The sequence below is a fragment of the Streptomyces tricolor genome (assembly GCF_002155905.1).
In the GTDB taxonomy this organism is placed as follows: Bacteria; Actinomycetota; Actinomycetes; order Streptomycetales; family Streptomycetaceae; genus Streptomyces; species Streptomyces tricolor.
On record NZ_MUMF01000559.1, the window covers coordinates 1 to 17,098 of the forward strand.

A 17,098-nucleotide genomic window follows, 5' to 3' on the forward strand; every position below is an offset into this window, starting at 1 on the left:
GCACACCCCGATCGGCTCGTCACGTCAGGCCGTTGTGCGGTTCGGCGGATCACATGGGAGCACACTCCTTTCGCACGCCGGTGCGGCCGATGCGGACCGCTCCCCGAGTCTGGGCGGCAGGAGCGGTACGGACAACGGCTGGGAGACACACGGAGGACAGCCCGGACGAAGCGGAACAGTCCCGGACCCTGGCGAACTCCGGTAGCGGTGCCGGACAATGACGGACCATCAGTGTCGATCGGTGGCGATCTCGGGGGTGGACCATGCCTGACCGGCGGAGTTCGGCGGAGCCGCCGGAGCCCCAGCTCGCCTTCGCGGCCGAGCTGCGCGAGCTGCGGCGGCGGACCTTCAGGAAGCCCACCGAGGAAGCGCTCGCCCGGCGGATGGGGTGTGGCCGCAGCACCGTCTCGGCGATCCTGAACGGCCGGCGCTTTCCGAGCTGGGAACACACGGCGGCCCTCGTGGAGGCCTGCGGCGAGGTGCCGGCCCGGTGGCGGGAGCGGTGGCTGCGGGCGAACCGGCAGATCGAGGAGACCGGCAAGGGCCTGCGCTCCCCGCATCTCGTCCCGCCGCTCGCCGGCGGGCCCGACTCGCGCGGGGACGCCCTGCTGACCGCGCACTGGTACCGGGACAACCGCGAGTTCTACGAGGCGGCGTCCGCGCGTGTCCGCCAGGCCCGCTCGGAGATCCGGGTCACCTACACGCGCCGCTACCCGCCCACGCAGTACACCACCCGGGCGTCCGCCGAGTACTTCCGGACCATCCTCAACTGGGCCGGGCAGGACAGCGACGACGAGCGCAGCGTGCGACGCATCATCGGCATACCGGAGCGTGCCGGGCGGCCCGACAGGGACATGCTCTCCTGGGTCCGCCAGCACCACGAGGACAGCAGGCACATCCTCAACTACGAGGCGAGTGTGCTGCGCTGGACGGCGGCGGCCGACGGTCTCAACATGGCGCTGATCGACGACAGTGTGGTGTTCCTGGCGTTCTCCGGGGGGCCGCGCCAGAGGCTGAACGGCTTCAGCGTCGAGGACCGCACCTTCATGACCTACTTCGCCGCCTACTTCGAGCAGCTGTGGGCCACGCTCCAGCCGCTGGGCGCCTACCTCGGCGACATCGACGGCCGGAAGACCGTGTAGCCATCCCTCAGCGGCGCGGCGGCCGGGTCACCGCGTGGACGGCGTCGCGGACGAGGCGCGCGACGGCCGTGGGCCGGGAGAGGGCGACGGCGTGCGAGGCGCCGTCGATCTCCACGAGCCCCGCGCCGGCCCGTTCCGCGCCGAAGCGCTCGGCGTCCGGTCCGATCACCCGGTCCGCGCCGGCCACCAGCGCCCAGGAGGGCCTGGTCCGCCAGGCCGCGGCGGTGGCCCGCTCCGTGAGGGCCGCTGCGGCCAGCGGGCGTTGGCAGCAGGCCAGCACCCGGGCGACCGGCGCGGAGACGTCGGCGGCGAAGACCGCCGGGAACGCCTCCTCGGCGAGGACGACCTCGACGGCCTCGCCGCCGCCGGGGGCACTGTCCGTCCACCGCCGGAGGCTGCTCTCCAGCTCGGTGGCCGGGAAGCGGCCTTGCAGTTCGCCCAGGCTCTCGCCCTCCTCCGGCACGAGGGCGGCGACGTACACCAGGCCGGCCACGTTGTCCGTGGTGCCGGCCACGGTGATCACGGCGCCGCCGTAGGCGTGCCCGACCAGCACGACGGGGCCGTCGATCCGGGCGGCCACCGAGGCGATGTGCGCGGCGTCCGAGGCGAGGCCGCGCAGCGGGTTCGGCGGGGCGACGACCGGAATACCGTGGCTGTGCAACTCGGCGATGACACCGAACCAGATCGCCGAGTCGGTGAACGCTCCGTGGACCAGGACGACGGTGGGCGTGGGCATGACGGGGTTCCTTCCCGGTTCACGGGCGCAGCGGGGTGGGGCGCGGCCGGGGCCCGCTCAGGAGTCGGCGGACGCGGTCGCCTGCCACTCGCTGGGCGTGAGGCCGTAGGTCTGCCGGAAGAGGCGGCTGAAGTGGGACGGGCTGACGAAGCCCCACCGGTGCGCCACGGCGGCCACGCTACGGCGCCGTCCGCGCAGTTCGGCACGGCAGGCGTCCAGTCTGCGCCGCCGTATCCAGGCGCCGACGGTGGTGCCGCCGGACTGGAAGAGCTTGTGCAGGTAGCGCACCGAGATGTGGTGAGCGCGGGCGATCGACTCGGGCGACAGGTCCGGGTCCGTCAGGTTGTCCTCGATGTGGCACTGGATGCGCGCCAGCAGGTCGTTGCCCGCGGGAGCGGACCGCGTCCCGCGCGTCTGAAGGACCTCGCCGACGAGCAGCGCCACGAGGTCGGCCGTGTTCAGGGCGAGGCGTCGGCCGCCGGTGCGGCGCTGCTGGAGCGGCGTTCCGGCCAGGGCGGTCAGGAACTGCGACACCAGCGACGCCAGGCCGCTCCGGCCGCTGAGCCGGGTGTACGGAACCGTGCGCAGGTCGGCCGCCGACGCGTCCAGCAGACCGAAGGGGATCCGGAAACGGGCCAGCTCCGCGCCGTGGGCGAGGAATCCGGCGCGGGAGGCGGCGCCGACGACGAGATCACCGGGCTCCATGCGCAGGGCGGAATCGCCGTTGAAAAGCACCGGTTCGGCGGAGACGTTGACGGCGAGCCAGAGGTGGCCGTCGTCGCCGGCAGCCGGCCACGGCAGAATGATGAAAGGGCCCGCGTCATTTTCCGCGGCCGGGCGGGACGGCTTTTGTTCGGGGATTTCAGGCAAGGGGAAGGTGGTCGCCCGGGTCACGGCGCGCTCCCGTCGTTTCTGTGCGATTGTGCGGCTTGAATTCAGTTCTGCGTCGAACTGAGGAAGGTGCCGACCACGTCGTTGAAGGCCGGCGGGTTCTCCAGGAAGGGAAAGTGCGAGTTGGCCACCGAGGCCGGGAAGACGTGCAGCCGCGCGCCGGGGATCCGGTCGGCGACGTACCGCTGCGACCGCGGGTGCACATGGCTGCCGTCGCATCCGATCACCAGCGTGGGCACATCGATGCGGGGCAGCACGTCCCGCCAGTCCTGGGCGCAGTGGTCGAAGAGCAGGGGTACGCCGGCGTAGGCCGGGGTGGCTGCGATCTGCCCGGCGACGAAGGAGAGGAGCGCGGGGTCGGGGGAACCGGAGAACATGCCGCGGACGAACTCGTACCGTGCCTGCTCACCACGCGGACCGGCGAGTTCCGCAGCGAGCGCGAGCAGGCCCGCCACGTCGAAGACGGCGCCCGACTGCTGTTGCTCCTCGACCGACATCCACGGCACGGCGGCGACGGCGGCGGGCTGGTCCACGGCGACGAAGCGGCGGACGCGGCCGGTGCCGTACTGGTCGAAGAAGCTCCACCACACCGAGGTCCCCATCGACCAGCCGAGCGCGTCGAACCGGTCGAGGCCCAGGTGGTCGGCCAGGTCCCGGACGTCGGCGGCGAAGCGGGCGACGCGGTAGCCGTGGCGCGGTTTGGCGGACCGCCCGTGCCCCCGGAAGTCCAGGGTGACGACGCGGCGGGCGGGCGCCAGCCCGCGCGCCTGGTGGCGGAACATCTCCTGTGTCTGTCCCCAGCCGTGCAGCATCACCAGAGGAATTCCCTCTCCCCCGGTGTCCTGGTACACCAGGCGCACACCGTCACTGGTCGTCAGCCGGCCCACGGCCCCCATTGCGACTTCTCCTCGCATTTCGCGGAACCGACACCATGGGCGGCTCCTGCCCACCGGAATTCTGTATCGCCCGGCTCTTCGCTCACCACCGCGCTCCGTAGGGATCGGCCGGCGAATTCTTCGTCATTCTGTAGCGCCCCGGTGCCGCACTTCGACTGTGTGCGGCGATCGGCCCGCGCGTACGTCGTCACTCTGCGAGGCGGGGCCGGGTGCCGCTTCCCGTGGAATCACACGGCGGGCTCTGCGGCCTGTGCCTGGAGCAGTTCCCGCGTGCGCAGCCCGAGGTGCAGGACCAGACGGTCGCCGCCGCGGTCCAGGTCGAGGCCGGTGATCTCCTGGATCTGGCGCAGCCGGTAGTACAGCGAGGTGCGGTGGATCCGCAGGGCCTCCGCCGTGCGCGGGATCGACCCGGCGTGCTCCAGGAAGCACCGCAGAGTCCCCTCCAGGCGCGGGCCGACCGGGCTGTCCAGCAGCAGGCGCAGCGGCCGGGGCAGCAGCGACGCGTTCAGGGCGTGGTCGGGCAATTGGAGGAGTACGGCGAGTTCGCCCAGCGACTCCCACGCGCCGATGCCCTTGAGGTGGGGCAGGCGGCGCGCCGCGCGGGCCGCGACCAGCGCCTGCGCGTGCGAGGTCCAGGCGTCGGCCAGGCCGTCCTGGGCACCGCCGATGCCGACCACGGGGGCGGCCGAGGCGTCCAGGTAGGCGGCGAGCGCCTCCCGGACGGCCGTGGCCTGGTCCGCCAGCTCCCGGGCCGGCAGGGGCCGGGCCGACACCTGCAGCAGGGCCGCGCCGTCCGCGGTGACGGCCATGGCGCCGTCCGCCGAGCGGGTGCGCAGGAACCGCTCCAGGGCCGCGCGCAGCGCGCTCTCCACCTGGCCGGGAGGCTCCACCGAGCGCGACACCTGGACGACGGTCACCACGGCGTGCGGGGCGTCCGGCAGGAGACCGCCGTCGAGGAGTCGGCGGCGGGCCGCGGCGCGGGCCGCCTCGCCGCTGCCGAGCAGGGCGTGCAGCGTCTCGGTCAGGTCCAGTTCCTCGGTGTCGGCGGCCCGTTGGTCCGCGCGGAGCTGGGCCGTGATCGCCGGCACGGCCTGCGCGACGGTGTCGGTCTCCGCCGGCGTCAGCGTGCCCTCCGGCGCGACGACCATCAGCAGGCCGAGCAGTTCCCCGCGCTCACGCAGCGGCACGCAGTAGCGGGTGAGCAGTCCCAGATCGTCGCGGCCCCGGACGAAGTCCGGCTTCGGCCAGCCGGCCACGCCCTGGTCGAGGACGTACCGGATGATCTCGTCGTCGGCCCGGCCCCGCAGCAGGCTGCGGATGCGGACCGGGTCCTCGTCACCGAAGTGCTGGCTGGAGCAGATCAGCCGCACCAGGGGGTCGTCGACGACCACGGACCGCCGCAGCCGCGCCGCGAGTTCCTCGATCAGTTCCTGCAGTGCGTCACTGCCGACCCGGATCCGCTGCCGCCGCTCACCCATCGTGACTCCCTCTCTCGAACCCGGCCTTTCTACACAGCGTGAAAGACGCGGTCCACCGGTTCGACAGGGCGTGGACGGCCTTGTCAGGGCGCTGCCGGGCGGGCCGGCCGGGCCGGTACGGCGGTGAACGACCACGCCGGCGGCCCGCCGAGGCCGGGAAAGGGCGGGGAATTGCCTCACCGCGCACCGGCACGTGCTCGTGCGTGCACACCAGGGCGTGTCCTCTTGCCGCGGCCCGGCGGCCGGCACCCGCGCGGCAGTGCACTCTCGGCACCATGCCCGTGCGCGCACGGAACACTGCACCGAACCGTCGCGCACCGCCCGAGACAGCACGCACACCGCCCCATTAGGCTGGCCGTCTCCACCGGGAGGCGCACTGAGGGGAAGCGACGGGGCGGGCGAACTCATGGCGGACACAACGGAGTTCCGGGTAAGCGACGGTTCGGTGCTGCGCGTGGAGGTCGACGGTCCCGCGCCGCCGGGCGGTGCCGCGTACGAGCCCGTGCGCAGGCGGCGCGGGGACGCTGCGGGGGCCGCGGCGGACACCCTCCGGCAGGCCGTCGACCGCGTCCGCCCGGCCGTCCAGGACGTTCTGGCCTCGCTGCGCGCCATGCCGCAGGCTCCCGACCGGGTCTGCCTCGAGTTCGGGGTGAAGCTCAGCGCGGACGCCGGCGTGGTGCTGGCCCGCGCCGCCACCGAGGCGCACTTCAAGGTGGCCCTGGAGTGGGAGCGACGGCCCGGCGGCAGCGGCCGGGACGGCGCGGACGACGAACCGGACCCGGACGCGGAGCCCGGCGGCAGCGGCCGGAACGACGCCGACGGACGGACGGCCCCGGACCGGGAGCCCGGCCGCAGCGGCCGGAACCGCGCCGACGACGAGCCCGCCCCGGACGCGGAGCCCGCCGTTGACGGCGACTGAGGCGCAGCCTCCCGGCGCTCCGTCGGGAGGCGCGGAGTTCGAGCAGGGGCTCGCCCGGCTCTTCGACCACAGAGGGGAGCTGCTGGGCGCCGGGTTCCTGCTGGGGCGCGACCTGGTGTGCACGTGCGCGCATGTGGTGGCCGACGGCGACGGGACCGATCCGCGCCGCCCCGGAGAACCGCTCCGGGTGGACTTCCCGCTGGTGCCCGCAGGGGCGCGGGAACGCATGCCCGCCACCGTCGTCGCCTGGCATCCCGCCGACGACATCGCGGTCCTCCGGCTCGACCACCCGGTCGCCGGGACCGCGCCGCTTCCCCTGGCCGCCCCCGACGCCCCGCTGTACGGCCGTGCGGCCCGCCTGTACGGCTTCCCGGAGAGCACCGACACGGGGGTGAACGCGCACGGCGTCCTGCGCGGCGGCCAGGGCGCGGGCCTCATCCAGCTGGACGCGGGACACGGCAGCGTCGCGATCGAACCGGGCTTCAGCGGCGGCCCGGTCTGGGACGTCGAGGCCCGTCATGTGGTCGGCATGCTCGCCACGCGGGGCCGTGCCGGACTCGACGGCACCGCCTACCTGATCCCCGCCCCGCGGCTGGCCGCCCGGGCGCCGGACGCCCCCGACGACCCCGGCCCCTTCAAGGGGCTGCTGCGCTTCGAGGAGAGCGACGCGCATCTGTTCACGGGGCGGGCCGCGGAGACGGACGCGCTGGCCGGGGCGGTGCGCGAGCAGCCGCTGACCCTGCTGACCGGGCAGTCGGGCACGGGCAAGTCGTCACTGCTGCACGCCGGTCTGCTGCCGCGGCTGCGGGCGGCCGAGGCCGTCGTCGTGGTGCGCACCCCGCAGGAGGCGGACGGCCCGGCCGCGACGCTGGGCGAGGCGCTGCTGACGCTGTGGCGGGCTGCCGTACCCGAGGCGGACGCCGGCTCCCGGCTGACGGTCGTACGGGAGGCGCTGGCCGGGGACGCGGTCGCGCTCGCCGCGCTGCGGGAGGAGCTGCGGACCGCCTTCCGGGACCGGATGGGCGTGCTGGTCCTGGACCAGTTCGAGGAGTACGCCGCAGCCGCGCCGTCCGCCGCCCGGCAGGTGGTGACGTGGTGGCGGGAGCTGACCGCCGGCACGGCACGCGACCGGGGACTGCGGGCGGTCGTGTCCGCCCGGCACGCCACGCTGGACGTGCTGTCCGCCGTGCTGCCGGCGGCCGAGCGGACCCGGGCCGTCGTCCCCCTGGACCCGCTCGGCCACGAGGCCCTGGGCGAGGTGATCTCCGCACGGCTCGCCCCGATCCCCGGTGCCGGCCTCCAGGACGGGCTGAAGGAACTGCTGCTGCGCGACGCCCAGGACGCGCAGGACACCCGCGGCGAGAGCAACGCCCTGCCGCTACTGGAGTTCACGCTGGCCGAGCTGTGGCGGCGGCGCTCCGGGGGACGCCTGACCCTGGCCGCCTACCGGGAACTGGGCGGTCTGTCCGGTGCGTTGGCGCGGCACGCGCAGCGCGCCCTCGACGCGGCCCTCGCGGACGGCGTCGCGGACGAGCAGACCGCGCGGCGCCTGTTCCAGCGCCTGGCCCGCCCGGACGGACTGGGCCGGTTCGTGCCGGACACCGTGCCGGTCGGCGAACTCGACGAGCCGCAGCGGGCATTGGCCCGGCACATGGCCCGTCAGAAGCTGCTCGTCTTCACCCTGCCCCTGCCGGGCGAGGCGCTCGGCGAGTCCCTGCGCATGGCCCATGAGGCTCTGCTGCGGGAGTGGGCGTGGCTGCGCACCTGCCTGCGCGAGGGTGAGGAGTTCCGCGCCTGGCAGTCCCAGGTCGCGGAACAGGCCGCCGCCTGGGACGCGGAGGGACGCCGGCCGTTCGTGCCCGTCCCCGGGAAGCTGCTCACCGCCGCGGACCGGTGGATACCGGAACGCGACCGGGACATCACCGCCCTCCAGCGGGCCTATCTGACGGCGGGGCGGCGCCACGCGCGCCGCGGCGCGTATGTGCTGCGCGGGTTCGCCGCCGCCGTCACCGTGCTCACGCTGATCGCGGGCTGGCTGGCCTGGGACGCCGGCCGCAGCCGCGACCTGATCGCGAAGCAGCTGCGCACGGCGGCCTCCGAGCAGCTGGCCGACCTGGCGCAGGAGCGGTCGGCGACCGACTTCGGGCTCTCCGTGCAGATGGCGATGGGTGCGTGGGCGACGGCCCGCACGGACAAGGCCCATGCCCAGCTGTTCCGGCAGTACCTGCGGATGCGGGACGTGGAGCGGGTGCATGCCGGGCTGTGGCCGGGGAGCGTGGAGCGGGTGACCGCCGCCTCGCGGAGGGATGTGCTCGCGGTGACCACCGAGCCCGACCGGGGCCGAAGGACGGTCACCGTCGTCGTGGACGCCGGCACGGACCACCCCCGGGTCCACCGCCTGCGCGGGGTGCCCGCGCAGGACTCGCGGGACACGATCAGTGACGACGGGCGCTGGTACGCCCTCGCGTCCGCGGACGGTTCGGTCCGGCTCTGGGAGGTGGGCAAGGATCCCGGACCGCGGCTGCTCACCGGGGCGCTACCGGAGTCGGACGACGTGTACTCCCCCTCGCTGGACTTCTCCGACGACTCCTCCCGCCTGCTGCGCCTGCACTCCTACGGCAACCGGCGCGACGGCGGCGGGGTCGACCAGCGCGGCGCGCTCGACGTCTGGAACGTGCCCGCGGCGGACCCGGTCCCGGGGGCGGGGCGGGTGACCGCGGGCCGGGTGGTGGACGGCGCCGCGTTCGCGGGCGGGTCCGACCAGGTGACCCTCCAGTGGGTCCGGGGTCCGTCCTCCGGCCGCTACCTGTCGTCGGCCGGCGTCTTCTCCCTGTCGACGGGACGGGAGCGACGGCGGCTGGTGACGGACGTCAACGCGAGCAGCGCCTTCATGGCCCGGGGAAAGGTGCTCTCCGTGCACGGGGCCCGGCTCGGCTCGGCGACGCGGCTCGTGCGTGTGGACGGCGGCGCCGCGGCCCGCGAGACTTCGTCCCGCTTCTCCGGTACCGACGCCACGAGCTACTACCGCACGTACTTCCGCCGTGCCGAGTCCAGCGGCGACGGCACGGAGTACGGCGTCGTGTCCGCCGTGGGCACGCTCGCCGATGACACCTGGACAGCGGTGGTCCCCACCAACGACACGTCGAGCGAGAACGTGAAGATGGCGCTCTGGCCGCGCGCGTCGACCGGGCGCCCCCTGGCGGTGGCGGCGGTCGGTGACGGCCTGGTACGCCTGCGCCTCGGCAGGGACGTCGCGCCGTTGCCGTTCGACGCGTCCGTCAGCCAGTCCCTGGCGCTCGATCCGCACCACGACAGGTTCGCGACCGTGGAGGAGGGCCGGCTCTACCTGAGCGGACCGGGTGCCGCGACGCGCAGTGTGGCGCTGCCGAAGGACACGGACGGCCCCCAGTGGGCGCCGCTGTGGGTGAGTTCGGAGGAACGCGACCGGGTGGCCGTGGGGGACGCGAACAGTCTCAGGCTCGCGTTGTACGCGGCCGACGACCTGGCCAGCCGTCTCGACGTCGATCTCGCCGGGCACCTGCGCGGAACGGCCGGAGAGTCCGCCATCGAGTCCATGACCCAGCTGGACAACGGCGAACTGGCCGTGCTGCTGACCTCCCACGACGTCCTCCGCGTCGACCCCGTGACGGGCGCCGTCGTCTCCGTTCCGGTGCGCGTGGCACCGCCCGGGTCCACCCCCCGGCCGGCCATGACCCCGACGGGTCAGCTCGTCGCGCGCCCCGGCCACCCCGGTCAGGCCCTGATCGTCACCAGCTCCGGGCACCGCGACGGCCGGCTGATGATCTGGGACCTGGTGAAGGGCAGGCGCGTGGCGAACTGGTCCTCGCCGACCGGGGTGGCCTGGTCCCTGGACCGGACACCCACCGTGCTGTTCAGTCCGGACGGCCGTCTCGTGGCCGTGGGCCACAGCGACCGCAAGCTGCGCTTCTGGGACGCGGCCACCGGCCGCCGGACCGGTGGCGTCGTCCCCTACCCGCCCACGACGACCCCACTCGCGCTCGTCGGCGACCACACCCTCGTCTCCCTCACCCTCGACCGGGGCCTGCGGCTGCACCGCGTCTCGGACGGCGGCGCGCTCGGGGAGGGCCCGGCCAGCGTGAGCGCGGACCCGTTCGCCGCGACCGCCTCCGGCACGCGCGTCCGGCTGACCGCCGGCGGCCAGCTCCAGAGCCTGGACGTCGACCCCGACGCCTGGTGGCGCGACCTGTGCCGGGCGGCCGACCGCCCGTACACGAAGGCGGAGCGCGGACGGCTGCCGGCCGGCGCGCGCACCGGCCGCCCGTGCGCGGCGTGACGGCGAGCCGGCGCACGGGTGCCCGGAGCGACGCGGCCTCGCCTGTCGCGGTGTCCGGGGAGCCGGGGCACCGCCTCGGCCGCGATCCACTCCATTCCATGGCGCCCCCGGGATGCTCGGCCGTGACGGGCAGCCACCGAGTGCGGCCGGGTCGCCGCCGCCGCGACGGCCGGCAGCAGCACGGACGGGTCGGTGTCGAGGCCGGAACGGCTGTCCAGGAGGATGCGGCGCGGAGGTGCCTGCCGGAGGCGGTCCGGGGCCGGCCCGACGGTCACCGCACCCGACTCCCGTGCCGCCGCTGCCTCATCCCCGGCGGGTCACCCCGCGGGACTCTCCGGCGCCGGCACGTCGTCCTCCGCGGTGGGCAGTGGTTTGTGACCCTCCGTCCACGGATTCACCCAGCCGCAATTCCCGCAGGCGTACCGGCCGTTGACACCGGCGATCTCCGAATAGCACTGCACGCACTGGGTCCGCGTGATTTCCTGGCCGTCGAGGAACGCCGCGGCGGCGGCCGCCCGCTCCGCGTCCGGTACCGGCTGCGCGCGCCACTTCACTGATCATCCACCTCTCCGACACTTCCGCCCATGGTAGGTTCACAGAATCCTCGAAGTCGCCCCGGGTCCGCCCGGTGTTTGGGAGCGCATGTTCATGTCCGGCGCCACCGTTTCGGTCGTCATCGCCGCGTACAACGCCATGCCGTATCTGACGCAGTGCATCGCCTCGGTCGCCGAGCAGAGTATCGGCCGGGACCGGCTCGAGGTCATCGTCGTGGACGACGGCTCGACGGACGGCACGGCGGCCGAGCTGGAGCGTCTCAAGGACACCTACCCCGGCCTGCTGCGCGTCTTCCGCCAGCAGAACTCGGGGGGTCCGTCGGCCCCGCGCAACGCCGGGCTCGACCACGCCACCGGAACGTTCGTGTTCTTCCTGGACGCCGACGACCGTCTGGGGCCCGAGGCACTCGAACGCATGGTCCGGATGGCCGAGGAGAACGGCACCGACGTCGTGCTCGGCAAGATGGTCGGGGTCGGCGGACGCGGCGCGCCCACGTCGATGTTCCGGCGCAACCAGCCGCGTACGGACGTGTTCTCGTCCCGTGTGTACTGGACGCTCAACCCGATGAAGCTGTTCCGCCGGGAGCTGCTGGAGCGGCACGGGCTGCGTTTCCCCACCGACCTGGCCATCGGCGAGGACCAGCTGTTCGTCGGCGCCGCCTATCTGCACGCCTCGGGCATCTCCGTGGTCGCCGACTACGACTGTCTGTACTGGGTGCTGCGCGAGGACGAGGGCAACATCACCCGCCGGCTCAAGGGCTCGCATCTGCGACTGCGGTTCCTGCCCCGCATGGTCGACCTGATCCTGGAGCACGTGCCGCCGGGCCCGGGCCGTGACCATCTGGCGCACCGGCATCTGACGGTCGAGGTCCAGCAGCTCCTGGCCGACCAGCTTGTCTTCGAGCCGCGCGCGACCCAGCGGAAGATGCTGGGCCAGCTGGCCGAGATCATCGAGCCGTTGTGGCACGAGGGGATGAACGAGCGGCTCTCGGCCATGGCCCGGCTGCGGCTGCACCTGGTGCGCCACCGCATGCTGGACGAGGTGCTGGAACTCGTGGAGTTCGAGAAGCGGCTGGCCCGGACCGAGGTCGCCACTCCCGTCCTCGTCGACGGCGGCCGGGCACTCGCCCGCTATCCGTTCCTGCGCGACCCGGAGCGCGCGATCCCCGACCTCTGCTACGACGTCACCGCCCAGCTCGGCGTCCGCCACCACGTCGCCCGCGCCGAGCTGAAGGGCGGTGTGCTCCACCTCGCCGGGCACGGGTACCTGCACCGCGTCGAGACCCGCGACGTCACCACCGAACTGGTCCTGCGGGAACGCACCGGCGCAACCGAGTACCGGCTGCCCGTCACGCACACCGCGACGCCGGGCCTCGGCGCGGAGCGGGACGAGGGCCGGTACGTGTACGACCTCGCGGGGTTCGAGGCGACCGTCGACATCACGAGCGCAGCCGACGGCGAGCCCCTCACCGACGGGCTGTGGGACATCTCCCTGGCGGTCGGCGCACAGGGAATCACCAAGGAGGTGCGGATCGGCAGCAAGCGCGGCGACGACGTCTCCGGTGCCGCCGACACACGGATCGTCGCCACGGGCGGGGGCCTGCGCGCCGTCACCCTGTACACCACCAGGCCGTACGGCAACTTCACGCTCGACCTCGGCGAGACCAAGCACAAGGTGCCGCCGCTGCTGCACGTCGACGAGGACATCCGCTGGGCCGACGGCGCCCGGACGGAGCTGCGCATCGGCGGTCGGTGCGACGCGGCCGAACACCCCGAGGGCGCGCTCGTCGTCGCCCTGGACGACGGCGCGGGCACCACCGTCACCTTCCCGGCCCGCCGCACCTCCCCCGACGGTGCCTTCGACGTCACCGTGCCGGTCGACACCCTTCCGGCCGGAGTGTGGACGGGCGAACTCCGCCTCGGGCCGTGGGCCGTACCGCTGCCCGCGCTCCCCGCGGGCCTGGCCCCTGCCAAGTGGCGGCGCCGGGCACTGCCCTGGTACGCCCGGCCCCTCCCCGGCCGTTCAGACCGTTTCGCGCTCAAGGTCGCGAAGACCGATCTCGTCAAGGCACTCGCGAAGCGCTTCAGGTAGACGGGGACACCCGTCAATGCGGCGGACGTAGGTAACCCACACAGGCGACCCGGGTTCGCGTCGCGTCGGCGGGCCGGGTCGCGGCGTCGGTCCAGTCGCCGCCTGGGCGCCGGACCCGCAAACACAGCTTTCCGGACAGAAGTCGTGGGTGTGATTCCTATGCGTTGATATGCCGAACCGTTCCCTCGGGGCAGCGTCCGTGTGCAGCGTTCCCGAGCGGACAAGGAGTCGCAGGATGGCCGACTGGAAGCAGATCAGCGGTGCGCTGGTCCGGATCTCGGCGGGGTCCCGGACCAACGTGTGGGGGGTCAACTCGGCCGGCAACATCTACCGCTACACCAACAACGACGCCAGCCCCTGGGTACAGATCCCCGGCGCCCTCACCGACATCGGCGCCGCCGCCGACGGCACCGTCTGGGGCGTCAACTCCGCCGGCAACATCTACCGCTACACCGGCGACCAGGACACCGGCCACTGGAAGCAGATCAGCGGCGCGCTCAAGGCGATCTCGGCGGGGTCCCGGACCAACGTGTGGGGGGTCAACTCGGGTGGGAACATCTACCGTTTCACCAACAACGACGCCAGTCCGTGGGTGCAGATCCCCGGGGGACTCTCCGACATCGGCGCGGGCGTGGACGGCACCGTCTGGGGCGTGAACTCGGCCGGGAACATCTACCGGTACACCGGCGACCTGCCCGGCTGACCCGGCGTCCGCCGCGGCGGCCGGTGCGCCGCCGACCGCCTCGCGCGGTCGGCGGCGCACCCCGCCTTCGCCGGTGGGGCAGCCGCCGCCGAGGAGGGATCAGGGCCGCGGCGGCCTTCAGCGGGCGGCGCCGGGAGCGGGCCGGGGGCAGGTCACGTCCCCGGACGGGAGACGTCCGGTGGCGAGGTAGGCGTTGACGGTGGTGTCCACGCACGTGCTGCCGAACGTGCCGTAGACCCCGTGCTGGTCCGCTCCGCGCAGCGTCACCAGGCGGGAGCCGGGCCAGGCGCGGTGCACGGTCTCGGCGCTGCGGTAGGTGGTGCGCGGGTCGCCCGTGGCGTTGACGAGCAGGGCCGGCAGGTCGGCACGGATCGTCGTCGGGCGTTCGCGCGGCGGGTCCCAGAAGGCGCAGGGGTTGATGTCGTTCGTGACGGGCGCGAACAGCAGGTCCTCCGTCCCGGCCCGCCGCAGGTCGCGCCAGTAGGTCTCCGGGTCGCGGGGCGCGGGCACGTCCCCGCACAGGATGGACGTCTGTGCGCTGCCGTAGGCGGATTCGTGGCCGGTCAGCAGGAACTCCAGGGCCGAGGCCAGCCACGGGGACGGGGTGACGGCCCGGCCCTCGGCGGCGCGCCGCAGGTCCCGCACGGCCTCGGCGAAGTCGCCGTGGGCCGTGGGGTTGTCCTGCGAGAGTCCGTTGAAGACGAGGACGGGCAGCACGTGATCGTCCACCCGGTGGCCGCCCAGACGCAGCGGCGTGCGGGCGGCGGCCGAGCGGACCGCGTGCACGGTGTCCAGCACGGCGCTCCGGGTGCGCCCCAGCCCGTACGTCGCGTGGTGCGCGGCGGCCCAGTCGGCCCAGTTGCGCAGGGCGTGCAGGTTGGCCTGCTCGGTGCCGCGCAGCAGCCGGGGACCGTAGCGCGCGGGGTCCACCACGCCGTCCAGGACGACCCGGTCGACGCGCCGGGGGAACATCGTCGCGTAGACCTGGCCGAGGTAACTGCCGTAGGAGTAGCCCAGGTAGGAGATCCTGCGCTCGCCCAGCGCCGCGCGGATCACGTCCATGTCGCGAGCGGTGTTCCGGGTACCGGCGTGGGGCAGCAGGTCACCGGCGTGGGTGCGGCAGCGCTCGGCGAGGTCGGCGGAGAAGGCGGCCATGCGGTCGAAGCCGGCGCGGCCGGTGCCGGCTCCGCGGATCATGCTGCCGGTGGGCCAGTGGCAGTCCAGCGGGGTGCTCCGGCCGACGAAGCGGGGGTCGACGCCCACCACGTCGTAGCGTGCGGCGACGTCCTTCATGGCCTTGCGCACCCACGGCGGGTCGCCGAGCGTCTGTCCGCCGGGTCCGCCGCTGTTGAGCAGCAGGGCGCCGGCGCGGTGGGCGGTGTCGGTGCCGCGGATCCGGGATATGGCGACGGTGAGGGTACGGCCCTCGGGGCGGGCGTAGTCCAACGGCACGGTGACGTCGGCGCATTGGGCGCCGGCCTGTTCGAGTTCCTTGCCGGTGGTGTCGTCGGGGCCGAGCAGGCAGCTCTTCCAGTGGAGCTGCTGGTGGTGGTAGCGGGCGAGGGGATCGGCGGCCGGCCGGGCCGCGGCCGGCGCGGCGGGCGCGGCACCCAGGGCCAGCACACCCGCCAGGGACAGGGCGGCGGCGGCGGCCCGGGAGGCGAGGCGGCGCGGGCGGCGGCGGCCGGCCGGCGCGGTGGGGCGGGTCATGCGGGTGTCCTTTCGGTGGACGGGCCCTCGCAGAGGGCCTTGTCGACGACGTCGAGGAAGTCCAGTTCGGCCTGGAGGGTGGCGGGCACCTCGTTCAGGGCGATGGCAGCGGTACGGCCGTCGGGGCCGGTGGCGACCAGCGCGCGATGGCCGCCGGGCACGGTTCCGGCGTGGCCCCACCAGGTGCCGCCGCACGACAGCGGTGAGGAGATCAGGCCGAGCCCGTAGCGGGCGCCGGGCCAGAGCCGGTCGGGGTCGGCGGCCACCGTGCGCCGCATCTCGGCGCGTTGGGGTGCGGGCAGCAGCCGGCCGGTGAGCAGTGCGGTGGCGAACCGGGTCAGGTCGGCCGGCGTGGACACCAGGGCGCCGCCGACACCGCCGAAGGTCGTGTTCCAGGCGGTGCCGTCCGCCCGGTGGCCGTCCTGCGCGGTGAAGTAGCTGTGCGAGTGCGGGCCCTGGATGCGGGTGTCGTCACCCGGCCAGTAGGTGTCGCGCAGGCCCAGCGGTGCGATGATCCGGCGGGTGATCTCCGTCTCCGGGCTGTGGCCGGTGACGGCGCGCACGATCAGCCCGGCGACGAGGTAGTTCGTGGTCGCGTAGTGCCAGGTGTGCGGCGGTCGCGGCAGCCGCAGGGCGCGGGCGACGAGCCGGCGCGGCTCGAAGTGGCGGTACCGCAGTCGCTCGGGGTGCTCCCACTCGGGGGCTTCCAGGTAGTCGGGGAGCCCGCTGGTGTGCTGGAGGAGCTGCCGTACGGTGATCCGGCGGCCGTCGTGGCCGTCGGCGCGGATCAGGCCCGGCAGGTAGCGTTCGACGGGCGCGTCCAGGGACAGCCGCCGTTCGGCGGCGAGTTGCAGGACGACCGTCGCGGTGAAGGTCTTGGTGACACTGCCGACCCGCAGCCGGTCGGTGGTGTTCATGGGGCGGCCGGTGCGCAGGTCGGCCACGCCGTCGGTCACCGTCCGGCGGGCGCAGGGCGCGTCCGGGTCGGCGTCGGTGACCAGGACCGCGGCGCCGGTGATCCGGTCGTGTGTCACCAGGTGGTGCACGGACCGGCTGAGCGCCGGCTGCGGGCCGCACGCGCGGGGCGCGTCGCGGGACGGCTGTGCGGCGGCGGCCGGGGCGGCGGTCAGCGCACAGGCCAGGGCCGCGGCCATGAGGCCGGTACGGCGGCGGATCTGCGAACGCGTCAAGGGGCTTGCCATGCGACATCACGCTAGGCACCGCGGGGGCCGTGCTCACTCCGGCAGGCAGCCGGTTCGGTGCGGGGGACAGCACCAGCGCGCGCCCGGAGGTGAACCCCAGGGCCCGCGCCCGGCGCGCCCGGTGGGTGATCGCGCTGTCACACAGCAGTACCAAGGGTGAACCTTCGGCGCCCGCGCCGTTTCCGGGTGCGGGGACTGACACGCTGGGCGGGACGCAAGGGATCCGCTCGTTGCCGCTGGGGGGCAGGCGTGACGGTTGAGGAGGCCACCGGCGGTTCCGTCCGGAGGGTGCCGCGGCACGTGGCCTGTGTGATGGACGGGAACGGGCGCTGGGCGGCACGCCGGTCGCTGCCGCGTACGTCGGGGCACCGCGCGGCGGAGACGACGGTGATCGATGTCATCGAGGCGGCGCGGACGGCCGGCGTGGAGTGGCTGAGCCTGTACGCGTTCTCCACCGAGA

At 74.1% G+C, this 17,098-nt stretch carries 12 protein-coding genes; 6 read left to right on the plus strand and 6 right to left on the minus strand.

Features of this window, described 5'->3' with window-relative positions; translation table 11 throughout:
• The first annotated feature begins 263 nt into the window (after positions 1-263).
• Positions 264-1,142, plus strand: coding sequence for a helix-turn-helix domain-containing protein (locus tag CCN44_RS33420; RefSeq protein WP_059247079.1), 879 nt, complete (start codon positions 264-266; stop codon positions 1,140-1,142).
• Positions 1,143-1,149: 7 nt separating this feature from the next.
• Here CCN44_RS33420 and CCN44_RS33425 read toward each other — a convergent pair whose 3' ends face one another.
• The 4 genes from CCN44_RS33425 to CCN44_RS33440 form a co-directional block, all read right to left on the minus strand.
• Positions 1,150-1,878: an alpha/beta fold hydrolase gene (locus tag CCN44_RS33425; protein WP_086702022.1), complete on the minus strand. Its 729-nt coding sequence runs from the start codon at positions 1,876-1,878 to the stop codon at positions 1,150-1,152.
• A 57-nt stretch (positions 1,879-1,935) separates the two neighbouring features.
• The gene (locus tag CCN44_RS33430) at positions 1,936-2,772 is read right to left on the minus strand and encodes a helix-turn-helix domain-containing protein (RefSeq protein WP_059247075.1); all 837 of its coding nucleotides are present in this window, start codon (positions 2,770-2,772) and stop codon (positions 1,936-1,938) included.
• A 41-nt stretch (positions 2,773-2,813) separates the two neighbouring features.
• Positions 2,814-3,665: an alpha/beta fold hydrolase gene (locus tag CCN44_RS33435; protein WP_086702025.1), complete on the minus strand. Its 852-nt coding sequence runs from the start codon at positions 3,663-3,665 to the stop codon at positions 2,814-2,816.
• A gap of 227 nt (positions 3,666-3,892) precedes the next feature.
• Positions 3,893-5,143: a PucR family transcriptional regulator gene (locus CCN44_RS33440; RefSeq protein WP_086702028.1), complete on the minus strand. Its 1,251-nt coding sequence runs from the start codon at positions 5,141-5,143 to the stop codon at positions 3,893-3,895.
• Between the two features lie 406 nt (positions 5,144-5,549).
• Between CCN44_RS33440 and CCN44_RS45705 the strand changes: the two genes are divergently transcribed.
• The 4 genes from CCN44_RS45705 (at position 5,550) to CCN44_RS33465 (ending at position 13,726) form a co-directional block, all read left to right on the plus strand.
• The gene (locus CCN44_RS45705) at positions 5,550-6,062 is read left to right on the plus strand and encodes a CU044_2847 family protein (protein ID WP_063808490.1); all 513 of its coding nucleotides are present in this window, start codon (positions 5,550-5,552) and stop codon (positions 6,060-6,062) included.
• Positions 6,049-10,377, plus strand: a complete 4,329-nt coding sequence (locus CCN44_RS33450) for an nSTAND1 domain-containing NTPase (RefSeq protein WP_086702031.1) — start codon at positions 6,049-6,051, stop codon at positions 10,375-10,377. Before CCN44_RS45705 ends, CCN44_RS33450 begins: the two co-directional genes overlap by 14 nt.
• A 648-nt stretch (positions 10,378-11,025) precedes the next feature.
• Positions 11,026-13,023: a glycosyltransferase family 2 protein gene (locus tag CCN44_RS33460; RefSeq protein ID WP_079081268.1), complete on the plus strand. Its 1,998-nt coding sequence runs from the start codon at positions 11,026-11,028 to the stop codon at positions 13,021-13,023.
• Positions 13,024-13,258: 235 nt separating this feature from the next.
• The gene (locus CCN44_RS33465) at positions 13,259-13,726 is read left to right on the plus strand and encodes a tectonin domain-containing protein (protein ID WP_244204008.1); all 468 of its coding nucleotides are present in this window, start codon (positions 13,259-13,261) and stop codon (positions 13,724-13,726) included.
• A 117-nt stretch (positions 13,727-13,843) separates the two neighbouring features.
• Here the strand turns inward: CCN44_RS33465 and CCN44_RS33470 are convergent, their stop codons facing one another.
• Together CCN44_RS33470 and CCN44_RS33475 are read right to left on the minus strand one after the other, a co-directional pair.
• The gene (locus CCN44_RS33470; protein WP_059247061.1) at positions 13,844-15,436 is read right to left on the minus strand and encodes an alpha/beta hydrolase; all 1,593 of its coding nucleotides are present in this window, start codon (positions 15,434-15,436) and stop codon (positions 13,844-13,846) included.
• Positions 15,433-16,638: a serine hydrolase domain-containing protein gene (locus CCN44_RS33475; protein WP_208639889.1), complete on the minus strand. Its 1,206-nt coding sequence runs from the start codon at positions 16,636-16,638 to the stop codon at positions 15,433-15,435. Before CCN44_RS33475 ends, CCN44_RS33470 begins: the two co-directional genes overlap by 4 nt.
• Positions 16,639-16,950: 312 nt before the next feature.
• On the opposite strand from CCN44_RS33475, the gene CCN44_RS33480 reads away from it, so the two are divergent.
• Positions 16,951-17,098, plus strand: a 148-nt coding sequence (locus tag CCN44_RS33480) for an undecaprenyl diphosphate synthase family protein (RefSeq protein ID WP_208639890.1), incomplete at its 3' end; no start/stop codon positions are given.

Bases quoted from the DNA above. Each gene is read 5' to 3' on its own strand.
- CCN44_RS33420 (WP_059247079.1), top strand. From the start codon at position 264: ATGCCTGACCGGCGGAGTTCGGCGGAGCCGCCGGAGCCCCAGCTCGCC.
- CCN44_RS33425 (WP_086702022.1), bottom strand. From the start codon at position 1,878: ATGCCCACGCCCACCGTCGTCCTGGTCCACGGAGCGTTCACCGACTCG.
- CCN44_RS33435 (WP_086702025.1), bottom strand. From the start codon at position 3,665: ATGGGGGCCGTGGGCCGGCTGACGACCAGTGACGGTGTGCGCCTGGTG.
- CCN44_RS33440 (WP_086702028.1), bottom strand. From the start codon at position 5,143: ATGGGTGAGCGGCGGCAGCGGATCCGGGTCGGCAGTGACGCACTGCAG.
- CCN44_RS45705 (WP_063808490.1), top strand. From the start codon at position 5,550: ATGGCGGACACAACGGAGTTCCGGGTAAGCGACGGTTCGGTGCTGCGC.
- CCN44_RS33460 (WP_079081268.1), top strand. From the start codon at position 11,026: ATGTCCGGCGCCACCGTTTCGGTCGTCATCGCCGCGTACAACGCCATG.
- CCN44_RS33465 (WP_244204008.1), top strand. From the start codon at position 13,259: ATGGCCGACTGGAAGCAGATCAGCGGTGCGCTGGTCCGGATCTCGGCG.
- CCN44_RS33470 (WP_059247061.1), bottom strand. From the start codon at position 15,436: ATGACCCGCCCCACCGCGCCGGCCGGCCGCCGCCGCCCGCGCCGCCTC.
- CCN44_RS33475 (WP_208639889.1), bottom strand. From the start codon at position 16,638: ATGGCAAGCCCCTTGACGCGTTCGCAGATCCGCCGCCGTACCGGCCTC.